Raw genomic sequence first — 19,994 nt, 5'->3', positions numbered from 1 at the left:
GTGCGAACACAGATTCACTCGTCAAAGCTGTGAATGACCAAGTTGCATCTTGATTATTCGGCGCCAGCGCGCAAGATTATTCTCGCGTTTTGATTTGGATGAATATTTTCGACCGGGGAGTTTGTTATGGGTTTCATCAAATTTACCAAGGGTACCTCGTTGAGCGACAAGGATCGCAAAGCACTGCAAAAGCTGCTGGGCGCCGAGAAGAAGAAGCTCCAGTCCGCGCTCAAGGATGTCGACGCCAGCCTTTCGGTGCTGGGCGCGTCGAAGAAAGCCAAGAAGACAAAGAAGTAAGGCTCGTCGGCCGGGACGCCGCACGAATCTTCAGGCTTCACTTTTCGGATATAGGCCGCTCGCTCGTCGAGTTGGGGTCTCGCACAAGCTTGCGCCTGTAAACCGGCCTGCAAAATCGACAAGAAATTGCCCGGGCGGTCCGCTCAGTTGATTCTTCCGTCAGGATCGGAGACCTGGGCTCCGTCTGACTCCATGGGCCTTATTGATGGCAGACGACAGAATTGAACTGTTTGTCGGACTGATCGAGACCATCGACGCGCCGGGCGCAGTTGATGCATGCCGACGCGTGCTCTCGGTCGACGAACGGATCCGCGCCGACCGCTTCATGTTCGAGCGGCATCGGCGGCAGTATATCTTCGCGCACGCGATGCTGCGTCTGGCGCTGTCGCAGGTCGCGCCCATTGTCGCGCCTTCCGACTGGTCCTTTGCAGCCGGCCGTGACGGGCGGCCATTTGTCGCAGCGCCCGCGATCTCGACCGCGCTGCATTTCAGCCTGTCCCATGCCGACGGCTGCGTTGCCTGCGTCGTCTCTGGGCACGAGACCGTCGGCGTCGACGTCGAAACCGTGTCACGGCGTGTCGCGCCATTGTCCACCGCGCTTCGCTTCTTTGCGCCGGAGGAGGTCGAAACGTTGCGCGGTCTGCCCGAGCCCGCCGCGATCGAGCGCTTCTTCGACTACTGGACGCTCAAGGAGGCCTATCTGAAGGCGAGGGGCTTTGGGCTCAATTTGCCGCTCAACGGCTTCGCGATGCGAGTGTCGCGGGAGGCCATCGAGATCAGCTTCAAGCCCGATATCGCCGACGATCCGCTGGGATGGCGCTTCTCGCTATGCTCGCCATCGCCCTCGCATCGCCTCGCGATCGCCGATGGCTCCCGCGCGGACGGCGGCCTTCCCATCACCCGCAATGCCTGGCCGCTCCAGGAAGCGGCTGCATGACGCCGCCGCGGCTGCGCGTCTTTCCCGCGATCTCGCGCAACCGCGATCCCAAAAAATATGTCGGCGAGCTGATGCGGGTCGCACAATTCGCCGACCGCAACGGCTTCGAAGGCATCCTGCTGTTCGAAGGCAACGACGTGTTCATCGAGCCCTGGGCGATGGCCCAGCACATCATGGGTGAGACGACGCGATCTTCGCCCCTGATCGCGGTCAATCCGGTCTACATGCACCCGTTCACGGCGGCGAAGTTCGTCTCGTCCCTTGCGCAGCTCCACGGCCGCAAGGTCTATCTCAACATGATCACGGGGACCGCGGTCAGCGACTTGCACGGACTGGGCGACGAGCAGTCGCATGCGGACCGTTATGTCCGGCTCGGTGAATTCGTTGCGCTGATGCGCCAATTGCTGGAAAGCCCCCGCCCCGTGAATTTCGAGGGACGGTTCTACCGCGCGCGCAATCTGCAGCTTCGCCCGCGCCTGCCGGCGGAGCTGATGCCGGAATTTCTAGTCGCGGGCCAGTCGGAGGCGGCGCAGCGCGTGGCGAAAGAGACCGGCTGCATCAAGATGCAGATGCTGCCGCCCGATCTCGATCGCGGTCTCGATGCGCCCGGAATGAATTTTGGAATTTTCGCCCGCGAGGGACGCGACGAGGCACGACAGGCGGCAAGGGCGCGCTTTCGCGACAACCCCGACGATCGCGGGCTGCTCGCGCTCACCGTGGAGAACAGCGATTCCGTGTGGAAGCGGCGTCTCTATGAAGGCCAGAGCGGCGAACTCGCGGACAACGGCTATTGGCTGCTGCCGTTCCTGACCTTCCAGTCCGACTGCCCCTATCTCGTCGGCAGCTACAAAGAGATCGGCGCGAAACTGAAGGAGTTTGCCGCGAAGGGCCTGACCACGATCATGCTCGACATGGTCGCAGACGAGACCGAGATGCAGCACGTCTGCAAGGCGCTCGCGGCGAGCGGGATGTTTTGAGGTTCTTCTTTCTCGCCCCGCAAGCGGGGAGAGGCGAAGATCACCGCGCCTCTTCGAATCCGGCCAGCACCGAGGTCAGGTTCGCGCCCAGAATATCCGAGAGATAGCCGCCCTCCTGCACGAATACGGTCGGCAGGCCGATCTTCGCGATGGCCTGGCCGATGCGGCGGAATCCCGGCGTGGTGACTGCGAGGCCGCGAAGCGGATCGTGCTCGGAGGCGTCGAGGCCGAGTGCGATGACGAGGGCGCCGGGTGCAAAGGATTCGATTGCCTTGCGCGCAAGATCCATCGCCTGAATGTAACCGTCGTCGCCGGTCCCGATGGCCAGGGGGATGTTGAGATTGGTGCCGAGGCCGGGTCCTTCGCCGCGCTCATGCGCGTAGCCCCATACGTAAGGATAATACGCGACGGGATCGGCGTGGATCGACACCGTGTACACGTCCGGCCGCGCGTAAAAGATGCCTTGCGTGCCGTTGCCGTGATGAACGTCGACGTCGAGGATCACCACGCGCTCATGCTTGAGCCGCAAATGTGCAGCCGCGATCGCGCTATTGTTGAGGAAGCAGAAGCCGCCGGCCATGTCGCGATAGGCGTGATGGCCGGGCGGGCGGCAGAGCGCATAGGTCGCATTCTCGCCGTCCATCACCATCTGCGCCGCCGTGACCGCAACATCAGTGGCGGCGCAGGCCGCGGCCCAGGTGCCGGGACCGATCGGCGCCGCGGTATCGGCGGTGTGCCAGCCGAGCTTGCCGACGATGTGAGTCGGATAAGTCGCGGCATGGCGCACGGGATGGATGTTGCCGATCATCTCCGGGCCGGCATCGCCAAGCGCGGTCCAGGCGTCCCAGGCTTCGCTGAGGAACGACAGATATTCCGGGCTGTGAATGCGCGCGCGGGGTCCCTGCCCGAACGTCGTCGGCTCGACCAATTGATGCCGGCCATCCTTCAATCCCTTGAGCAGCCGATCGGCGCGCTCGGGCTGCTCGGTAGTGCGCTTGACGACACCGCGAACCAGGAAGAATTGCGGATCGTGGCTGCGATGCAGTTCGGTATGGACGGCTTTCACTCAACACTCCGTGGTCGCGGGCTCTTGACTCTCGTTTTGACGCGTTTTCTTTACGCGAACCGGTATCCACTTCGCTCGAAAACGCTCTGACGGTGCCACAAATGTCTAAATCCGTGCAGCGGCCAGATGCAAGCAAGAAGAATGCCGCCCCTGTCACGCCGTCCTGCGCCGGAAGCAGATCGCCTACGCTCAGCAGCGTCCGCGCTGAAGGCAGTGCTCGCGGCCCTGCTGATCGCTACGAGAGGTTTCAGCTCGTGTTGACGATCATCCTCCCCTCCTGTTCTCCTGACGCTACCGGATTGCAGCACGAGCTTGAATTCGAGGCTCGTCGTCGACAGGTCGTAGCAATAGGGCCAGCCGTAATGCTTGCCCTGCTCGATGGCGTTGATCTCCTCGTTCGGCTTGAAGATGTCGGGCAGGTCGCGGCCGTTCTCGCCTTGCAGGAAGGCGTAGCCGGTATCGGGAAAATTCGGGTGCAGCACCAGCGCCATCGAATTGCGCAGGCCGCGTGCATAGACGGTGTGCGGCGGGTCGGGATCGCTCGGCTTCAACGCCGGGAAGCTGCCGCCAGCGGCGGCGCGAACAGCCAGATCGATGCCATCGCGGAAGCGCCCTCGGCGGCCGCGCAAGGCTTTGTGATCGGCGACGGTGTGATGCAGTCGTCGCTGTGCGAGCCGACATTGACGAACAGCCGCCCGTTCCTGTCAAAGACGAACTGCTTGAGCGGATGAGCGCTCTCGTCGAGCCTGGTGCCGTCAGGCAATGTGATCCGGCGACCGGGCATGTGCCGGATGATGGTCTCGACCGTGCTGCGGGGATTCTCGGCGAGCGGATCGAACCGGAAGATCGTCTCCGCGGTCGAAGCATAGAGTTTCTTGTCAGGCCCGATCACGAGACCGAACGGGTATTCGATCGCCGTCAGCAGTTCCTTGAATCTCTGGTCCTGGGGCGTATGCAGATCAAGCAGCAGCAGCGTCCGTCGGTGTGGCCCCAGCCGCCCATATCGGCGACGACGAACAGCTCACGGCCCGGCACCTGGACGATTGAACGGGGAAATTTGAGATGATCCTCTTCGCTGGCGACGAGACCGGCGCATAATCCCGCCTTCATGTCGATTTGGATTTTGGGAAAAGCAAGATCGCCGCTGCCGCAGGTTTCCGTGCCGATCACATAGCCGCTCCTGCGGACCGGCTCGCACGAGGCACCCGGGGCAAGACCGAACAGCGCTCCGGCGACGGCCGCCGCAAACAGGCGCCGGCTTCGCCGCCCCCGCGAGAATGTGAGCTGGTTCACGGCGGCCTCCCGGACTTTCTGTCCAAAGTTGTTCCATGGGAACGCCGTCCAGTTGACGATCACCCCCTGTGATCAAACCCGCAGGGGTCTTGGCGCCGACCAATCTCCGTAGATTCCCTTACCGGGTTCGCCCCGAATGTTTCGCGAAGGCCTCGGGTGGTATCACTTTGCCGTCCCAATCGCTCTCGACAGGAGACGCATATGGTCCAGGTGTACTTTCACTGCTCCAATAACGACGGCACGCTGATCGATCGCAGCGGCACTGCGGTGGCCAACCTGACCGAGGCGCGTGACCGTGCCGCTCAGATCATGAACACGATGATCCTGACGCCCGGCGCTGAAGACTGGCGCGACTGGGTGATCCATGTCAGCGGCTCTGACGGCGAGGAGATCTTTGATCTCCCCTTCACCGCCATGCTCGGCAAGCCGCATTGAGGTGATGCCGTGCTGTTCGCTTCACTGACCCTGATCTGCCAGCCGCTGAACTTCGTTGCCACCAAATGGCAGAAGCTGGTGCGGATCGCTGGCAATCCGTACCGCCCAGAGCTTCATTACATGCGCGGCCCTGGCCCGAAATGGCACGCCAAGCATCGGGCCGGCCGCCAAGACGGCGCGCTCTGAGCGCTTCTCGCGTCTCCTCCCCTACTTACCCGTAAACTTCGCCTTGCGTTTCTCGACGAAGGCATTGCGGCCTTCGATGGCATCAGTGCTTTTGCGGATCGTGGCCTGAACCTCGATCTCGCGGCGGAACTGCGCCTCGTAAGCTGCATGCTCGCTCTCCTCGACAAGCGCACGCGTTGCGACGAGCGCGCGCGTCGGGCCGTCAGCCAAACGGCGCGCCAGGACCAGCGTCTCATCCATTAGCTTCGCATCGTCGACGACTTGCCGCACCAGGCCGATCTCCTGGGCGCGTTCGGCCGTTAGCGGTTCGTTCAGCAGCATCAGTTCGAGCGCACGCTGGCGACCGATCAGGCGCGGCAGCAGCCAAGTCGAACCGAGATCAGGCACCAGGGCGATCCGGCTGAACACCTGGACGAAGCTCGCCGACCGCGCCGCAACAATCATGTCGCCGGCCATCGCAAGGCTGAAGCCGCCGCCGGCCGCGATGCCGTTCACGGCAACGACAACAGGCACGCGGCATTCGCGCAGCGCCCTGAAGGCCGGCCAATAGAAGCGCATGACGCCGGCCGCGATGTCCTCGCCGAGCGCCTCCGATGCCTTCAGATTCTGGCCCGAGCAGAAGCCGCGTCCCGCGCCGGTCAGGATCAGGGCACGAACCTCCTCGTCCCGCGCCGTCTCGGCGACGGCCGCGGCGAGTGCGCCGAGCAGGTCGGGCGTCATCGCGTTCAGGCTCGCCGGCTCGTCGAGGGTCAGAATCCCGACCGCGCCATCCCGCGTCTGTTTCACACCTGCCATGTCGCGTCTCTCTTTCGATGTTTTCGTTGGCGGCAATGTGCCATTGTCCGTGCGCTCCGCCAATGCGGAGCTTCAAAGTCGGCGCAACGAAGCCAAGACAACCAATCCAAGACAACCAAATCCAAGACAACCGAAGCCAAGACAACCGAAAACCGCACACAAGACGACATCATGCCTCATCAGTTCAGCCTCGCCCAAGCCGTCCGGAAAACCGCCATCAAATCCAAGGGCGGCATCGTCGCCTCGCAATCGCGGCGGGCGGCCGAAATGGGAGCGCAAGTGCTGGCGGCGGGTGGCGACTGCGTGGACGCGATCGTCGCGACCACCTTCGCGCTGAACGTGCTGGAGCCTTGGAACAGCGGCATCGGCGGCGGCGGCGCGATGGTGCTGTACCGCGCCAAGGAAAATCGCTACGAGGTGATCGACTACGGCATGTGCGGGCCGCAGAGCCTGCGCGTCGCCGACTATCCGCTCAGCGGCGCAGGTGCGGCCTCCGATCTCTTTCCCTGGCAGCGGGTAAAGGACGATCGCAACATCCATGGCCCGGGTTCGATCGCCGTGCCCGGCGTCGTCGCCGGCATGGAGGAGGCACATCGCCGCCACGCCAGGCTGCCGTGGAAGGATCTTGTCGCGCCGGCCGCCGCACTCGCCGGCGAAGGCATGCTGGTCGATTGGTGGACCACGCTGATGATCACGGCCTCGGCGGCCGACCTTCGGCGCTATCCCGCGAGCGCGGCAATGTTCCTGAAGGATGGCCTGCCGCCGAGCGCGCCGTGGGGCATCAAGGCCGAGACGCGGCTGCCGCTGGCCACCTTGCAGGCAACGTTGTCGCATCTGGCCGCTGCCGGTCCGCGCGATTTCTACCAGGGCGATCTCGCCAAGAGCATCGCGTCCGACATCAAGGCCGACGGCGGCTCGCTGTCGGTGGAGGATCTCGCCGCGTTCCGAGCGCACCTGCGCGAGCCGCTGGCGATCCCCTATCGCGGCGGCAAGGTGTTTGCCACACCCGAGCTCACGGCCGGACCGACAATGGCGCACGCGCTGCGTTTGCTGCAGCAAAATTTGCAGCCGACAGCCACGCCCGACGCAGCCGCCTATGCCGAATATGCGCTCGCACTGCAATCGGCCTATCGCGAGCGGCTCAAGGATATGGGCGATGCCGACGGCAAGCGCTCGCTCGGCGCCGAATATCTGGCGCCCGCCTGCACCACGCATTTCTCCGTGGTCGACCGCCACGGCAACATCGCAGCGGTCACGCAGACGCTGCTGTCATCCTTCGGCTCGAAATATGTGACGCCGAACACCGGCATCGCCATGAACAACGGCATCATGTGGTTCGATCCGACGCCGGGCACCACCAACTCGCTCGCCCCCGGCAAGCGCTGCCTCACCAACTACACGCCCGTCATTGCCGAGACCAGGGACCGCAAGCGTCTCGCGGTCGGCGCCTCCGGCGGTCGCCGCATCCTGCCGTCTGTGATGCAGCTCGTGTCTTTCGCAATGGATTTTGGCATGGATCTCGATACTGCCATCCACCAGCCGCGCATCGACGCCAGCGAAGGCGAGATCGTGATCGGCGATGTCAGACTGCCGGCGGAAATACGCAAGACGCTGGCAGAGCGCTTCGACTATGAGGAGAGCCGGGTGCAGTCCTTGCCGCAGAAGTTCGCCTGCCCGAGCGTGGTGATGCGCGAAGGCGACACGAACTCCGGTGCGGTCGAGATCTTCCAGCCCTGGGCCGATGCGGTGGCGGAACGCTGAACGCCGCGACTCCTCCACATTCACATTTGCACGGAACTTACGTGCGCGCAGTCCATTCATTGACCGGACAAGTGCGCTCGCCCTCATGGAGGACATGATGAAGAAACTCGCCCTCGCCGCGTCGCTGATCATTGCGGCCGGCTTCACGCTTGCCAACCCTGCTCTCGCCAGGGGCGGACACGGGCACGGTCATGGCCATGCGATGGGCCATCATCGCCATGGCACGCCGCCGGGATGGTACCACGGCCGCAAGGTCGGCTGGCGCGGCATGGGCTGCCCGCCCGGCCTGTGGAAGCAAGGCCGCTGCTAAATCTCGGCAACGATCTGGCGCCGTTCTTCAAAAGAGCGGCGCAACGCTTTTAGATCCCCAGCCGGTCCCGCACCCGGCCCGCGATCACGGCGGTCGTCACACCCACCGGCCAGAACGCATGCATCGGGATCGGCTTGATGCCGGTGACGGGCATGTCGATCTCGGCCTTGGCGCCGCCGATCAGGCGGCGGGCGAGCTGGGCGCCCATCGCGGTCGAGAGTGCGACGCCGCGGCCGTTGCAGCCGAGCGAGATCAGGATGTTTTCCGCGGGCTCGTGCACATGCGGATAATGGTCCTTGGTGATGGCGAGCCGGCTGTTCCAGCCATGGGTCCAGGCGACGCCTGCAAGCTGCGGCCACAGCCGCTCGGCATAGCGGATGAGATAAGCGACGTCGGACGGCGACTTGATCCAGCGCATCGGGCCACGACCGCCCATCAGCAGACGATTGTGCTGATCGATGCGGTAATAGACGGTGATGTGGCCGCTTTCGTAGAGCACCGGCCGCGTCGGCATGATCGAACGGGCGACCGCGTCGGAGAGCGGCGCGGTGGCGGCAATCGACGAGAACACCGGCACGATGGTGCGGCGGAGCGCCGGCCAGAGATCGTCGGTGAAGCCGTTGGTCGCGAGCAGCACTTTTTCCGCATGCACCACCGCGCGCGGCGTTTCGATGCGCCAGCGCGTGCCCTTACGGCGAAGCGATAGCGCCGGCGTCTCACCGTAGACCTTCGCACCGGCCGAGATCGCGGCGCGCGCGAGACCGCGGGCGTAGCTGAGGGGATGCAGATCGCCGCCGCGGGTGTCCAACATGGCGCCGATATAGCGATCCGTGCCGGTCATCTCGCGCAATTGCTTGCGATTCAGGTACGTCACCGGCATGCCGCGGCGAATGCATTGCTGCGCGGTCTTCTCGATCGCGGCGGCGCTCGCCTCGTTATAGGCCGCCCGCAGCGTACCGTTCTGCCGTGCCTCGCAGGGGATTTGGTAACGGCGAATCAGGTCGTGCGTGAAATTCGTGGTGCCGTAGGAGAAGTCGATCATGCGGCGGCCGAGATCAGTGCCGAAATCGGCCTCGATCTGATCGGGATCGTGCTTCAAGCCTGGATTGGTGTGGCCACCATTGTTGCCAGACGCGCCCCAGCCGGGCTCCTGCGCTTCCAGCACCAGTGCCTCAACACCCTGCTCCGCCAAATGCAACGCGGTGGACAGGCCGGTGTAGCCGCCGCCGACAATCGCGACGGAGACGGTCTTGTCTGCGTCGAGCGGCGGCGTCGCGACCGGCGCGACGGCGGTGTCGGCATAGAGCGAGGGCGGCAGAGGCAGGCGCGTAGTCATGGCATAGACCGGTCAGAGCGGATGCAGCACACGCCGCAAAAAGTCCTGCGTGCGCGGATGCTGGGGTTGATTGAGCAGCGCCTTCGCGGCCCCCTGCTCGACGATGACGCCGCCGTCGATGAACAGCACGCGGTCGGCGACGTCGCGGGCAAAACCCATCTCGTGGGTGACGACGACCATGGTCATGCCGTCGTCGGCGAGCTTGCGCATCACTCCAAGGACGTCGCCGACGAGTTCGGGATCGAGCGCTGAGGTCGGTTCGTCAAACAAAATCGCCTTCGGCTGCATGGCGAGAGCGCGTGCGATCGCGACGCGCTGCTGCTGGCCACCAGAGAGCTGCGGCGGATGCACGTCGGCTTTCTCGGCGAGCCCGACTCGGGCAAGCAGCGCACGGCCCCGCTCGAACGCCTGGGCGTGAGATTCTCTCTTGACGTAGAGCGGCCCCTCGATGACGTTTTCGAGCGCGGTGCGGTGGGGGAACAGGTTAAAGCGCTGGAACACCATCGAGACCTGGGTGCGGACTTTCACAATCGAAGACGCGTCGCGGTCGACCTTCAATCCCTCGACGCTGATCTCGCCGCGGTCGTAGCTTTCAAGCCCGTTGATGCAGCGCAGGATCGTCGACTTGCCCGAGCCGGATGGGCCGATGATGCAGACCACCTCGCCCTTCTGCACCGACGCCGTGATGCCCTTGAGCACCTCGACCTTGCCAAAGCTCTTATGGACGTCGCTGAGCTCGATCATCGCTTGCCGGCCCGCTTCTCAAAATGACGGACCAGCAGGATCAGCGGGATGCTCATGGTGAGATACATCAGCGCCACCAGCGTGAACACGTTGGTGTTCTTGAAGGTCGAGGAGGCGATCAGCTTGCCTTGCAACGCAAGCTCGGCGACGGTGATGGTGGAGGCTTGCGAGGAATCCTTCAGCATCATGATCATGACATTGCCGTAGGGCGGCAGCACGATCCGCACCGCCTGCGGCAGCACCACGCGCCGCATGGTCAGCCACCAGCCCATGCCGATCGACTGCGCCGCCTCGATCTGGCCCTTGTCGATCGCCTCGATGCCCGCACGGAAGTTTTCCGCCTGGTAGGCCGAGTAGGCGATGCCGAGCCCGAGGATCGCGGCCTGCAAGGCCGACAGCGTGACGCCGAGATCCGGCATCACGAAGTAAAGATAGAACAGCAGCACGATGATCGGGATGCCGCGGATCACGTTGATTAGGCTGGCGCTGAGCATCGACAGGACGCGGATGCCGGAGACCCGCATCATCGCCCAGATCAGGCCCAGCACCGTCGAGAGCAGCAGCGAACCGATGGTGACGACGATCGTCAGCGCGACGCCGCTCATCAGGATCGGGAAGAACTCGGCGGCGTCGTGCCAGAAGCCTTTCATCGACTAGCCTTCAATGAGCCTCTATCAGCCTTGCGCCTTCAGGCCCCATTTATCGAGGATCTTGTCGATGGTGCCGTTGGCCTTAAGCTTCGCGAGCGAGGCATTGATCTTGCCGAGCAGCGCGCTCTCGCCCTTGCGCACGCCGATGCCGACCGAACCGACGGTGACCGGCTTGTAGCCGTCGACGAGACGCACCTCGGGGAAGCCGCCCTGCTTCAGATTGTAGGCCAGGATCGGATAGTCGGCGTAGCCGGCCTTGAGGCGGCCGGTGTTCACGTCGCGCAGGATGTCAGGGATGGTGTCGTAGGCCTTGACGTCGGCGAACAGGCCGGACTTCTTCAGCGCGTCGACGAAGGCGGTGCCGACCTGGGCGCCCACCGTCTCACCTTTCAGATCGTCCTGGGTGACATAGGTCTTGGTGTCGCTCTTCGGCACCACCAGGCCTTCACCATAGGTGTAGATCGGGTCGGAGAAATCGACGACTTCCTTCCGCGGTGCCGTGATGAACATCGCGGCCGCGATGATGTCGATCTTGCTCGAGGTCAGCGACGGAATCAGCGCGGAGAACTGCATCGGCTCGATCTGCACGTTGAACCCGGCATCCTTGCCGATTTCGGTGACGAGATCGACCATGATGCCCTGGATGGTGTTGGTCTTGGTGTCGAGGAAGGTGAAGGGAATGCCGGTTGGCGTCGAGCCGACCTTCAGCACCTGCTGCGCCGAAGCCGGCACGATTGCGGCTAGTGCGAGCGCCGCGACCGCGGCCTGGACAAAACGCTTCATCGCATCCCCCTTTGGGTCCGGCCGATGCGGCGCTCGCAGATGTCGTGATCGCAGACATTGCGGGCCGAGCCGTTTCGGCCTATTTTCACCAATATGAAAATTTGGTCATACTTTCACGAGCGACGCAAGCAGTTTTCATGCAGATGAAGGAAGCGGTTTGACGTGAGCGGTGGCAAGAGAATGCGCAAACCGGCCGCCGCAAAGCCGGCAAAGAAGGTGAGAGCGAAGGCTATCACCAAGCCGGCCGAGCCCGCGATGGTCATTGCGGTCGGCCGCCGCATCCGCGACCTCCGGCGCGTCAGGCGATTCTCGCTGGAGACGGTCGCAGCGCGCGCGGATCTTTCGATTGGCTTTCTCAGCCAGATCGAGCGCGGCCTGTCGTCGCCGTCGCTGCGCGTGCTGGCGACGCTCGCCGACGTGCTCGGCGTCGGCATTGCCGCACTGTTCGGCGCGAGCCCAAGTGCCGACGGCGTCTCCGATCATGTGGTGACGCGCGGGCTTGAGCGGCCCGAGCTGAAGCTCTGGCGCACCGGGGTGTCGAAGCAGTTGCTGAGTCCGGCAAGCGCGGAGAATCGACTCAATCTGTTCCTGGTGCATCTCGAGCCCGGCGGCTCGACCGGCGACGAGCTCTACACCCATGACGGCGAGGAAGCGGGCCTTGTGCTCGAAGGCGAGATGATGCTGACGGTGGACAGCCAGACATGGTCGCTGAAGACGGGCGACAGCTTTCGCTTCGCGAGCCGGCGGCCGCACCGGTTTTCCAATCCGGCGCAGGATGCGAAGGCCGTGGTGCTGTGGGTGAATTGCGTGACGGGGGCGGGGTAGCTCTCTCCTCCCTCCCAGAGCGCTCTCAGTCCCGTCATCCTGAGGCGCGAGCCGTGCGGCGCAACGCGCCACATGGAGAGCCTCGAAGGATGCGCGGCCCCGATAGAGCCGGGCCGCCCCTTCGAGGCTCGCCGCACGGCGCGTTGCGCCGCGCAGCTCACGCCTCAGGGTGACGGGATGGACTAGCGGAGCGGAGAGAGCCTCACCCAAACCGGTGATTGTACCGATCCACCGTCAGCGCGCTCACGTCGACCTCCGGCTTCCTGCCCGACAGCATGTCCGCGAGCACGCGGCCGGAGCCGCAGGACATGGTCCAGCCGAGCGTGCCATGGCCGGTGTTGAGGTGGAGGTTGCCGTACTGCGTCGGACCGATCACCGGAGGGCCATCCGGCGTCATCGGACGCAGGCCGCTCCAGAATGTCGCCTTGGAGAGATCGCCGCCGCGCGGGAACAGATCGGTCAGGGAGTGATCGAGCGTGGCGCGGCGGGCGTCGTAGAGCTTGGCCGAGAAGCCGGAGATTTCAGCGGTGCCGCCGACGCGGATGCGATTGCCGAGGCGGGTGATCGCGACCTTGTAGCTCTCGTCCATCACGGTGGATTCCGGCGCGCCGGAGGCGTCCTTGATCGGCACCGTGATCGAATAGCCCTTCACGGGGTAGACCGGCAGCGAGATGCCGAGCGGCGCGACCAGCCGCGACGACCAGCTTCCGAGCGCAAGAACGTAGGCATCCGCCTGCAACATCCCTGCGCTGGTCGCAACACCACTGACGCGCGCCCCGTCGGTGACGATGCGGTCGATGCCGGTGTTGAACAGGAAGCGTACGCCGAGCGCTTCGGCATGCTTGGCCAGCGCCTGCGTGAACATGTGGCAGTCGCCGGTCTCGTCCTGCGGCAAGCGAAGTCCGCCGGCGAATTTTTCTTTCACGCCCGCAAGTGCGGGCTCGACCGCGATGCAGCCTTCGCGGCTCAGCACCTCGAAAGGCACGCCATATTGCTTGAGCACGGCGATATCTTCAGCCGTGCCGTCGAGCTGGGCCTGATAGCGGAACAGCTGGAGCGTGCCCTGCGAGCGCTCGTCATATTGAATGCCGATGTCGCGGCGCAGGTCGCGCAGACAGTCGCGGCTGTATTCCGCAATCGGGATCATCCGGCTCTTGTTGACCGCGTAGCGCGCGCTCGTGCAGTTGCGCAGCATCTTGAGCAGCCAGACCCACATCACAGGATCGAGCTTCGGCCGGATCACCAGCGGGCCGTACTTCATCAGCAACCATTTGACCGCCTTCACCGGCACGCCGGGACCGGCCCAGGGCGAGGAATAGCCGGGCGACACCTCGCCGGCATTGGCAAAGGAGGTCTCCAGCGCCGGCTCGGGCTGACGGTCGACGACCGTCACCTCATGGCCGGCACGCGCAACGTAGTAGGCAGAGGTGACACCGATGACACCGCTGCCGAGGATCAAAACTTTCACGCTTCGTCAAACTCCCGCGGCATCACGCTCGCCGCTGCCAGGAAACAACTCGCAACGGCGAGAGCAATTATCAGGCCACCCGCTTGATGGCGTCGCCGAGGATCGAGACCATATCGTCGATGTGGCTCTTCTCGACGATGAGCGGGGGCGACAGCGCAAAGGAATCGCCGCTCATGCGGAAGTACAGCCCGCGATTGAAGCAATCGACCATGACGTCGTAGCCGCGCGCACCGACCGTACCGTCACGCGGCGACAGTTCCACTGCGCCCATCAGGCCGCAATTGCGGATGTCGACGACGTTCGGCAGGCCCTTCAGCGAATGCAGCGCATCGCGCCAGTAGTCGGCGATCGACGCACCGCGCGTGAGCAGGCCCTCGTCCTTGTAGATGTCGAGCGTCGCGATGCCGGCGGCGCAGGCCGTCGGATGCGCCGAATAGGTGTAGCCGTGGAACAGCTCCATCTGGTTCTCCGGGCCGACCATCAGGCCGTCATGAACCTTGCGGCTCGCGAACACCGCGCCGCAGGGAATGGTGCCGTTGGTGATGCCCTTGGCTGTCGTCATCATATCAGGCGTGACGCCGAAGAAGTTGGCGGCGAACGGCGTGCCGAGACGGCCGAAGCCGGTGATGACCTCGTCGAAGATCAGGAGAATGCCGTGCTTGTCGCAGATCTCGCGCAGGCGCTGGAGGTAACCCTTCGGCGGCGGCAGCACCGCGGTCGAGCCCGGCACCGGCTCGACGATCACGGCGGCGATGGTCTCGGCGCCGTGCAGGGCCACCAGACGCTCGAGATCGTCGGCGAGCTCGGCGCCATGCTCGGGCTGGTCCTTGGCGAAGGCATTGCGGGAGAGATCATGGGTGTGGCGGATATGGTCAACGCCCGGCAGGAGGGTCGCAAAGGCGCGGCGGTTGGCGACCATGCCGCCGACCGACGTGCCGCCGAAGCCGACACCGTGATAGCCGCGCTCGCGGCCGATCAGGCGGGTGCGACTCGACTGGCCGTTGGCGCGGTGATAGGCCAGCGCGATCTTCAGGGCGGTATCGACCGACTCCGAGCCGGAATTGGTGAAGAAAATGCGATCGAGCCCCTTCGGCGCGATCTCGGCGAGCCGCTCGGCGAAGTCGAATGCCAGCGGATGGCCCATCTGGAACGACGGCGCGAAGTCCAGCGTCATCAGCTGGCGCTCGACGGCAGCGGCGATCTGTTTGCGGCCGTGGCCGGCGTTGACGCACCAGAGACCGGCGGAGCCGTCGATCACCTTGCGGCCGTCGACGGTGGTGTAGTGCATGCCCTCGGCCGAGGAGAACAGGCGCGGCGCCTTCTTGAACTGCCGGTTGGCCGTGAACGGCATCCAGAACGAATCGGTCTTGATGGTGTTCGGAATCTGATGAAGGGTCACGGCCACGCTCCTTTGCTGACCCGCTAGCAGAGCCACGGCTTCAACAGGGCAGCAAGTCCTTTTCTGGCGGCCTGCAAGCCATTGATTTAACTGGGGCTGCCGGTCCATATTTGCGCGATCCGCAACACGTGCAACACAGGACCAGGGCATGAGCGTCGACATCGGTGGACGGCTGCGATTCATCCGGGCGCGGCAGAAGCTGTCGCAGCGGGAGCTCGCCAAGCGCGCCGGCGTCACCAATTCGACGATCTCGCTGATTGAATCCAACCAGATGAATCCGTCGGTCGGCGCGCTCAAGCGCATCCTCGATGGCATCCCGATGGGGCTCGCGGAATTCTTTGCGCTCGAGCCGGAGACGCGGCGCAAGATCTTTTACCGCTCAGAAGAGCTCACCGAAGTCGGCAAGAAGCCGATCTCGTATCGCCAGATCGGCGACAATCTGTTCGGCCGCACCTTGCAGATCCTGAAAGAGCGTTACGAGCCCGGCAGCGACACCGGGCGCGTTCACCTGGTCCACGACGGCGAGGAAGGCGGCATCGTGATTTCAGGCAAGCTCGAAGTCACCGTCGAGGATGAGCGGCGCATCCTCAACCCGGGCGATGCCTATTATTTCGAGAGCCGCCGCCCGCATCGCTTCCGCTGCGTCGGCGGCAAGCCGTGCGAAGTGATCTCGGCCTGCACGCCGCCGACGTTCTGAGGAGGCGGCGGGCCCGGATTGCTCCCGCCTGCCGCGATCCGTCAGAGCTGCGTCAACAACTCCTCGATCCGAATCGGAAAACGGCGGACACGCACGCCGGTCGCATGCCAGACCGCGTTGGCGACCGCACCGGCGCTGCCGGTGATGCCGATCTCGCCGACACCCTTGATGCCGAGCGCATTCACATGCGGGTCGTGCTCCTCGACCGTGATCACGTCGAGCGGCGGCACGTCGGCATTCACGGGGATGTGGTACTCGCCGAGATTGGCATTCATGATCCGACCGCTGCGGCGATCGGTGATAGCCTCCTCATGCAGCGCAAAGGACATCCCCCAGATCATGCCGCCGAAGAGCTGGCTCTTCACCAGATGCGGATTGACGATGCGTCCCGCCGCGAAAGCGCCGACCATGCGGCTGACGCGGATCTGCCCGAGCTCGGGATCAACCTTCACCTCCGCGAATACGGCGCCGTGGGCATGCATCGCATATTCCTCCATCGCGGCCGGGTTCGGCGCGCCCGTGCCGCGCGCCTCGACCTCCGCGACGCCCGCGCGCGCAAGAATCTCGGCGTAGCTCTCGCCGCGGCTTTCGTCGTCGCGCCGGATCAACCTGCCATCGCGTGCGATCACGCCGGCATTGCCGGCGCCGAACAACGGAGATCGCTCATCACCGGTGGCGAGATCGGCGAGCTTTGCGATCACGGCGGCACCAGCGCCGTGGATTGCCGCACCTGCGGTCGCCGTGTGCGCCGAGCCGCCGGCAATGCCTGCATCGGGCAAGTCGGATGAACCGGCTTCGAACTCGACACGGTCTATGTCGAGCCCGAGTTCGTCGGCCGCGATCTGGGCCAGGGCCGTCCAGGCGCCCTGCCCCATGTCATGCGCGCCGATCTCCATCGCACCCGTGCCGTCGCGGCGAATTACCGCACGCGCCTCGGCCTGGAACATCAGCGCCGGGAAGGTCGCGGTGCCCATGCCCCAACCGACCAGATGGCCGGCATCATCGCGCATCTGCCGCGGCTGGAGCGGTCGCTTCGCCCAGCCGAAGCGCGCCGCGCCCTGCTCGTAACAGGCGCGCAGCGCCTTCGACGAGAACGGCTTGCTGGTGATCGGCTCGACCTCGGCATAATTCTTCAGGCGAAAGGCGAGCGGGTCGATGCCGCAGGCCCAGGCCATCTCGTCGACCGCGCTTTCGAGTGCAATCGATCCGGTCGCCTCGCCGGGCGCCCGCATGAACAGCGGCGTGCCGGTGTTGACGCGCACGGCGTCGTGCGAGGTGCGGATCGCAGGCGCCGCATAGAGCGTGTGCGAGGCGTCGGCCGCGGGCTCGTAGAAATCGTCGAACGTGCTCGATACGGTCCGGGCGTGATGATCGAGCGCGGTCAGGCGCCCGTCACCGTCGGCGCCGATGCGCAGCCGCTGACGGGTCGGCGCGCGATGGCCGACGGGACCATACATCTGCTCACGGCGGAGCACCAGCTTGACCGGCTTGCCGACCAGCTTGGCAGCCATGATGCCGAGGGTTTGTGGCCCGGCCATCAGCCCCTTGGAGCCGAAGCCGCCGCCGAGGAAAGGGCTGCGGATGTGAATCTTGTCGTGCGCGATGCCGAACAATTCGGCGATGCGCGCCAGCGACAGCTTCAGGCCCTGGGTCGGCATGTCGATCGACAGCTTGTCGCCGTCCCAGTGAGCCACGATCGCATGCGGCTCCATCGCGTTGTGATATTGCGGCGGCGTTTCGTAAATCGCGTCAATCTGCTTCTCGGCCGAGGCAAAACCCGCCTCGACATCGCCGCGGTAATTTTCCGTGGGGTTGCCGACGCCGACGACCGGCGGCACGAAACTTTCGCCGGCGTCGAGCCCGACGAGCGCGGGCAGCGTCTCGTAACGCGGCGCCAGCAGCACCGCGCCTTCCGTGGCCGCCTCCAGCGTCTCGGCGATCACGACGGCAATGGGCTGGTTGGCGTAGCGGACTTCATGGCTCTGCAACACCTCCATCCGGAACACGAACGGATTGGTCTTGATTTCAGGGTCGATCGCGAGCTGTGGCTTGTGGTCGGACGTCATGATTTCGACGACGCCGGGATGGCGTTTTGAGGCGGCGACATCGAGCGAGGTGACGCGGCCGCGCGCGATGCTGGAGACGGCCATCACCGCAAACAGCATGCCAGGCGGATGATTGTCGGCGGCGTAGGTCGCCTGTCCCTTCACCTTGAGGACGCCATCACGGCGGGTCAGCGGCTGGCCGATGTTCGAGCCGTGGCGCAGATGGGCGGGCGCGCTGGTCAGGTTGAGCTCAGGCATGGATGGCTCCAGACGTCGTGGCAAAGGGAGAGGCCGGCAGCGCGGGAATACGCGCAGGCGTACCGGCCGCGGCAAGGATCAGCGCGCGCACGACGATGCGACGCGCGAGCTCGATTTTGAAGGCGTTGTCGCCGGACGGTTTCGCATCGGCGAGCGCGCGCCGGGCGGCTTCCTGGAACGCGTCAGCCGTGGGCGCGACGCCCCTGAGCACGTCTTCCGCGGCGCGAGCACGCCAGGGCTTTGCGGCGACACCGCCGAGCGCAAGTCGCGCCTCCGCGATCTTGCCGTTCTCGATCCGCAACGCAGCCGCGGCCGAGACCATGGCGAAAGCGTAAGACGTGCGCTCACGAACCTTGAGGTAACGCGCGTGCGCGGCGAAACCGCCCGCCGCGGGCGGCAGGCGCACCGCGACGATGAGGTCTCCGGGTTCGAGCGCTGATTCACGCTCTGGCGTACTGCCGGGCAGGCGATGCAGGTCGTCGAGCGCGATCTCGCGGCGGCCGTTCCTGCCCTCGATCTCGACGACGGCGTCGAGCGCGACCAGAGGCACGCAGAAGTCCGACGGATGCGTGGCGATGCAGTTTTCGCTCCAGCCGAGCACGGCATGGGTGCGGTTTTCACCGCCGCGGGCGTCGCAGCCGCTGCCGGCCTCGCGCTTGTTGCAGCGGCTGGCTGTGTCGTAGAAATACGCGCAGCGCGTCCGTTGCAGCAGATTGCCGCCGACGCTCGCGGCATTGCGCAGTTGCGCCGATGCGCCGGAGAGCAGCGCTTCAGCGACGGCCGGGTAGGATTTTGCAAAGTCGACGTCGTGCGCGAGATCGGCGTTGCTCACCAGCGCGCCGATGCGCAAGCCGCCGTCGGCCAGATGCTCGATCTCATCAAGCCCATCGAGATGCGTGATATCGACCAGGCGGTCCGGACGGCTGACGCCGCCCTTCATCAGATCGAGCAGATTGGTGCCGGCGGCGAGATAGGTCGCACCCGGCTGCGCGGCTGCAGCGACGGCCTCGGCGACCGTGGCCGGCCTGACGTAATCGAACGGTTTCATGCGGAGCGCCTCTGATTGGATTCGTCCATTCCGGCCTGCGCCTCGAGCACGGCATCGACGATGCCGGCATAGGCGCCGCAGCGGCACAGATTGCCGCTCATGCATTCGCGGATGCGCTCGGGATCGTTGCCGGCCTGGGCTTCGCGCATCATGCCGATCGCGCTCATGATCTGGCCGGGCGTGCAGAAGCCGCATTGAAAGCCGTCGTGGGCGATGAAGGCGGCCTGCACCGGGTGAAGCTGGTCGCCGCGCGCGACGCCTTCGATGGTGAGGATGTCGGCGCCGTCATGGCTGATGGCGAGTGCGAGACAGGGGTTGATGCGCTTGCCGTCGACGAGAATGGTGCACGCGCCGCACTGACCGCGGTCGCATCCTTTCTTGGTTCCGGTGAGATGGAGGCGCTCACGCAAGAGATCGAGCAACGTGACGCGCGGATCGTCCAGGACGAATTCGCGCCGCGCACCGTTCACGGTGAGGCTGATGGAGTGGTTCATACAAGGCTCCGATCAGATACGGACATGAGTCATCGCGCAGCGCGCCACCGCCGTGGCCGCCGTCGATTCCGCGCCGCCCGAACATGATCCGAGCCGACGCCTCAGTGAAGATACGGAGGCACCCTCCGCTTAACAAGAGCGGCGCAAAAATTTTTGGAATTCGTCAAAAGCCCGTGCGCATACAACGCGA

Annotated in this window: 20 protein-coding genes and 1 pseudogene; 9 read left to right on the top strand and 12 right to left on the bottom strand. The window is 64.9% G+C overall.

What is annotated here, in order from left to right; all coding sequences use genetic code 11:
- The first annotated feature begins 126 nt into the window (after nt 1–126).
- The 3 genes from IVA80_RS00745 (at nt 127) to IVA80_RS00735 (ending at nt 2,211) form a co-directional block, all read left to right on the top strand.
- Nucleotides 127–297: a hypothetical protein gene (locus tag IVA80_RS00745; RefSeq protein WP_247424485.1), complete on the top strand. Its 171-nt coding sequence runs from the start codon at nt 127–129 to the stop codon at nt 295–297.
- Between the two features lie 205 nt (nt 298–502).
- Nucleotides 503–1,234: a 4'-phosphopantetheinyl transferase superfamily protein gene (locus tag IVA80_RS00740; protein ID WP_247424483.1), complete on the top strand. Its 732-nt coding sequence runs from the start codon at nt 503–505 to the stop codon at nt 1,232–1,234.
- Nucleotides 1,231–2,211, top strand: coding sequence for an LLM class flavin-dependent oxidoreductase (locus tag IVA80_RS00735; protein WP_247424481.1), 981 nt, complete (start codon nt 1,231–1,233; stop codon nt 2,209–2,211). Before IVA80_RS00740 ends, IVA80_RS00735 begins: the two co-directional genes overlap by 4 nt.
- Before the next feature lie 40 nt (nt 2,212–2,251).
- Here IVA80_RS00735 and IVA80_RS00730 read toward each other — a convergent pair whose 3' ends face one another.
- Together IVA80_RS00730 and IVA80_RS00725 are read right to left on the bottom strand one after the other, a co-directional pair.
- Entirely contained in the window at nt 2,252–3,277 is a 1,026-nt protein-coding gene (locus IVA80_RS00730; RefSeq protein ID WP_247424480.1) for a histone deacetylase family protein, read from the bottom strand.
- A 293-nt stretch (nt 3,278–3,570) separates the two neighbouring features.
- A pseudogene (locus IVA80_RS00725) lies at nt 3,571–4,570 on the bottom strand (PQQ-dependent sugar dehydrogenase); the annotation flags it as partial.
- Nucleotides 4,571–4,771: 201 nt separating this feature from the next.
- Here IVA80_RS00725 and IVA80_RS00720 point away from each other — a divergent pair.
- Nucleotides 4,772–5,005, top strand: a complete 234-nt coding sequence (locus IVA80_RS00720) for a hypothetical protein (protein ID WP_247424477.1) — start codon at nt 4,772–4,774, stop codon at nt 5,003–5,005.
- Nucleotides 5,006–5,014: 9 nt separating this feature from the next.
- Nucleotides 5,015–5,191 (top strand): hypothetical protein, encoded by a 177-nt coding sequence (locus tag IVA80_RS00715; protein ID WP_247424474.1) that lies wholly within the window; start codon nt 5,015–5,017, stop codon nt 5,189–5,191.
- A 21-nt stretch (nt 5,192–5,212) separates the two neighbouring features.
- Here IVA80_RS00715 and IVA80_RS00710 read toward each other — a convergent pair whose 3' ends face one another.
- Nucleotides 5,213–5,986 (bottom strand): enoyl-CoA hydratase-related protein, encoded by a 774-nt coding sequence (locus IVA80_RS00710; protein ID WP_247424472.1) that lies wholly within the window; start codon nt 5,984–5,986, stop codon nt 5,213–5,215.
- Between the two features lie 171 nt (nt 5,987–6,157).
- Here IVA80_RS00710 and IVA80_RS00705 point away from each other — a divergent pair, with 171 nt between their 5' ends.
- Entirely contained in the window at nt 6,158–7,747 is a 1,590-nt protein-coding gene (locus tag IVA80_RS00705; protein WP_247424468.1) for a gamma-glutamyltransferase, read from the top strand.
- 97 nt (nt 7,748–7,844) lie between these two features.
- Nucleotides 7,845–8,057 carry a hypothetical protein gene (locus IVA80_RS00700; protein ID WP_247424466.1) on the top strand — a complete coding sequence of 71 codons (213 nt, stop codon included), beginning with the start codon at nt 7,845–7,847 and terminating at the stop codon, nt 8,055–8,057.
- 49 nt (nt 8,058–8,106) lie between these two features.
- On the opposite strand, the gene IVA80_RS00695 is transcribed toward IVA80_RS00700, so the two are convergent.
- From IVA80_RS00695 to IVA80_RS00680, 4 genes are read right to left on the bottom strand one after another with little or no spacing between them, the layout of a single operon-like run.
- Entirely contained in the window at nt 8,107–9,393 is a 1,287-nt protein-coding gene (locus IVA80_RS00695; RefSeq protein WP_247424463.1) for an FAD-binding oxidoreductase, read from the bottom strand.
- 12 nt (nt 9,394–9,405) lie between these two features.
- Complete coding sequence (locus tag IVA80_RS00690) at nt 9,406–10,137, bottom strand: amino acid ABC transporter ATP-binding protein (RefSeq protein ID WP_247424461.1); 732 nt, start codon at nt 10,135–10,137, stop codon at nt 9,406–9,408.
- Nucleotides 10,134–10,787, bottom strand: a complete 654-nt coding sequence (locus IVA80_RS00685; RefSeq protein WP_247424460.1) for an amino acid ABC transporter permease — start codon at nt 10,785–10,787, stop codon at nt 10,134–10,136. Before IVA80_RS00685 ends, IVA80_RS00690 begins: the two co-directional genes overlap by 4 nt.
- Nucleotides 10,788–10,811: 24 nt before the next feature.
- Complete coding sequence (locus IVA80_RS00680) at nt 10,812–11,570, bottom strand: ABC transporter substrate-binding protein (protein WP_247424457.1); 759 nt, start codon at nt 11,568–11,570, stop codon at nt 10,812–10,814.
- A 180-nt stretch (nt 11,571–11,750) separates the two neighbouring features.
- Here IVA80_RS00680 and IVA80_RS00675 point away from each other — a divergent pair, with 180 nt between their 5' ends.
- Nucleotides 11,751–12,395, top strand: a complete 645-nt coding sequence (locus IVA80_RS00675) for an XRE family transcriptional regulator (RefSeq protein WP_247424455.1) — start codon at nt 11,751–11,753, stop codon at nt 12,393–12,395.
- A gap of 202 nt (nt 12,396–12,597) precedes the next feature.
- On the opposite strand, the gene IVA80_RS00670 is transcribed toward IVA80_RS00675, so the two are convergent.
- Together IVA80_RS00670 and IVA80_RS00665 are read right to left on the bottom strand one after the other, a co-directional pair.
- The gene (locus IVA80_RS00670; RefSeq protein ID WP_247424453.1) at nt 12,598–13,863 is read right to left on the bottom strand and encodes a D-amino acid dehydrogenase; all 1,266 of its coding nucleotides are present in this window, start codon (nt 13,861–13,863) and stop codon (nt 12,598–12,600) included.
- Between the two features lie 70 nt (nt 13,864–13,933).
- Nucleotides 13,934–15,262: an aspartate aminotransferase family protein gene (locus IVA80_RS00665; protein ID WP_247424450.1), complete on the bottom strand. Its 1,329-nt coding sequence runs from the start codon at nt 15,260–15,262 to the stop codon at nt 13,934–13,936.
- A gap of 148 nt (nt 15,263–15,410) precedes the next feature.
- On the opposite strand from IVA80_RS00665, the gene IVA80_RS00660 reads away from it, so the two are divergent.
- On the top strand, nt 15,411–15,959 hold the full coding sequence (locus IVA80_RS00660; protein WP_247424447.1) for a cupin domain-containing protein: 549 nt from the start codon (nt 15,411–15,413) through the stop codon (nt 15,957–15,959).
- Nucleotides 15,960–16,000: 41 nt separating this feature from the next.
- Here IVA80_RS00660 and IVA80_RS00655 read toward each other — a convergent pair whose 3' ends face one another.
- From IVA80_RS00655 to IVA80_RS00645, 3 genes are read right to left on the bottom strand one after another with little or no spacing between them, the layout of a single operon-like run.
- On the bottom strand, nt 16,001–18,262 hold the full coding sequence (locus tag IVA80_RS00655; protein WP_247424445.1) for a xanthine dehydrogenase family protein molybdopterin-binding subunit: 2,262 nt from the start codon (nt 18,260–18,262) through the stop codon (nt 16,001–16,003).
- On the bottom strand, nt 18,255–19,310 hold the full coding sequence (locus tag IVA80_RS00650) for a xanthine dehydrogenase family protein subunit M (protein ID WP_247424442.1): 1,056 nt from the start codon (nt 19,308–19,310) through the stop codon (nt 18,255–18,257). Before IVA80_RS00650 ends, IVA80_RS00655 begins: the two co-directional genes overlap by 8 nt.
- Nucleotides 19,307–19,804, bottom strand: a complete 498-nt coding sequence (locus tag IVA80_RS00645; protein ID WP_247424439.1) for a 2Fe-2S iron-sulfur cluster-binding protein — start codon at nt 19,802–19,804, stop codon at nt 19,307–19,309. Before IVA80_RS00645 ends, IVA80_RS00650 begins: the two co-directional genes overlap by 4 nt.
- Nucleotides 19,805–19,994 lie beyond the last annotated feature (190 nt).

It is taken from the genome of Bradyrhizobium sp. 139, from assembly GCF_023074175.1.
In the GTDB taxonomy this organism is placed as follows: domain Bacteria; phylum Pseudomonadota; class Alphaproteobacteria; order Rhizobiales; family Xanthobacteraceae; genus Bradyrhizobium.
Note: the sequence above shows the minus strand (reverse complement) of the source record. Positions and strands in the feature narration are given on the sequence as shown.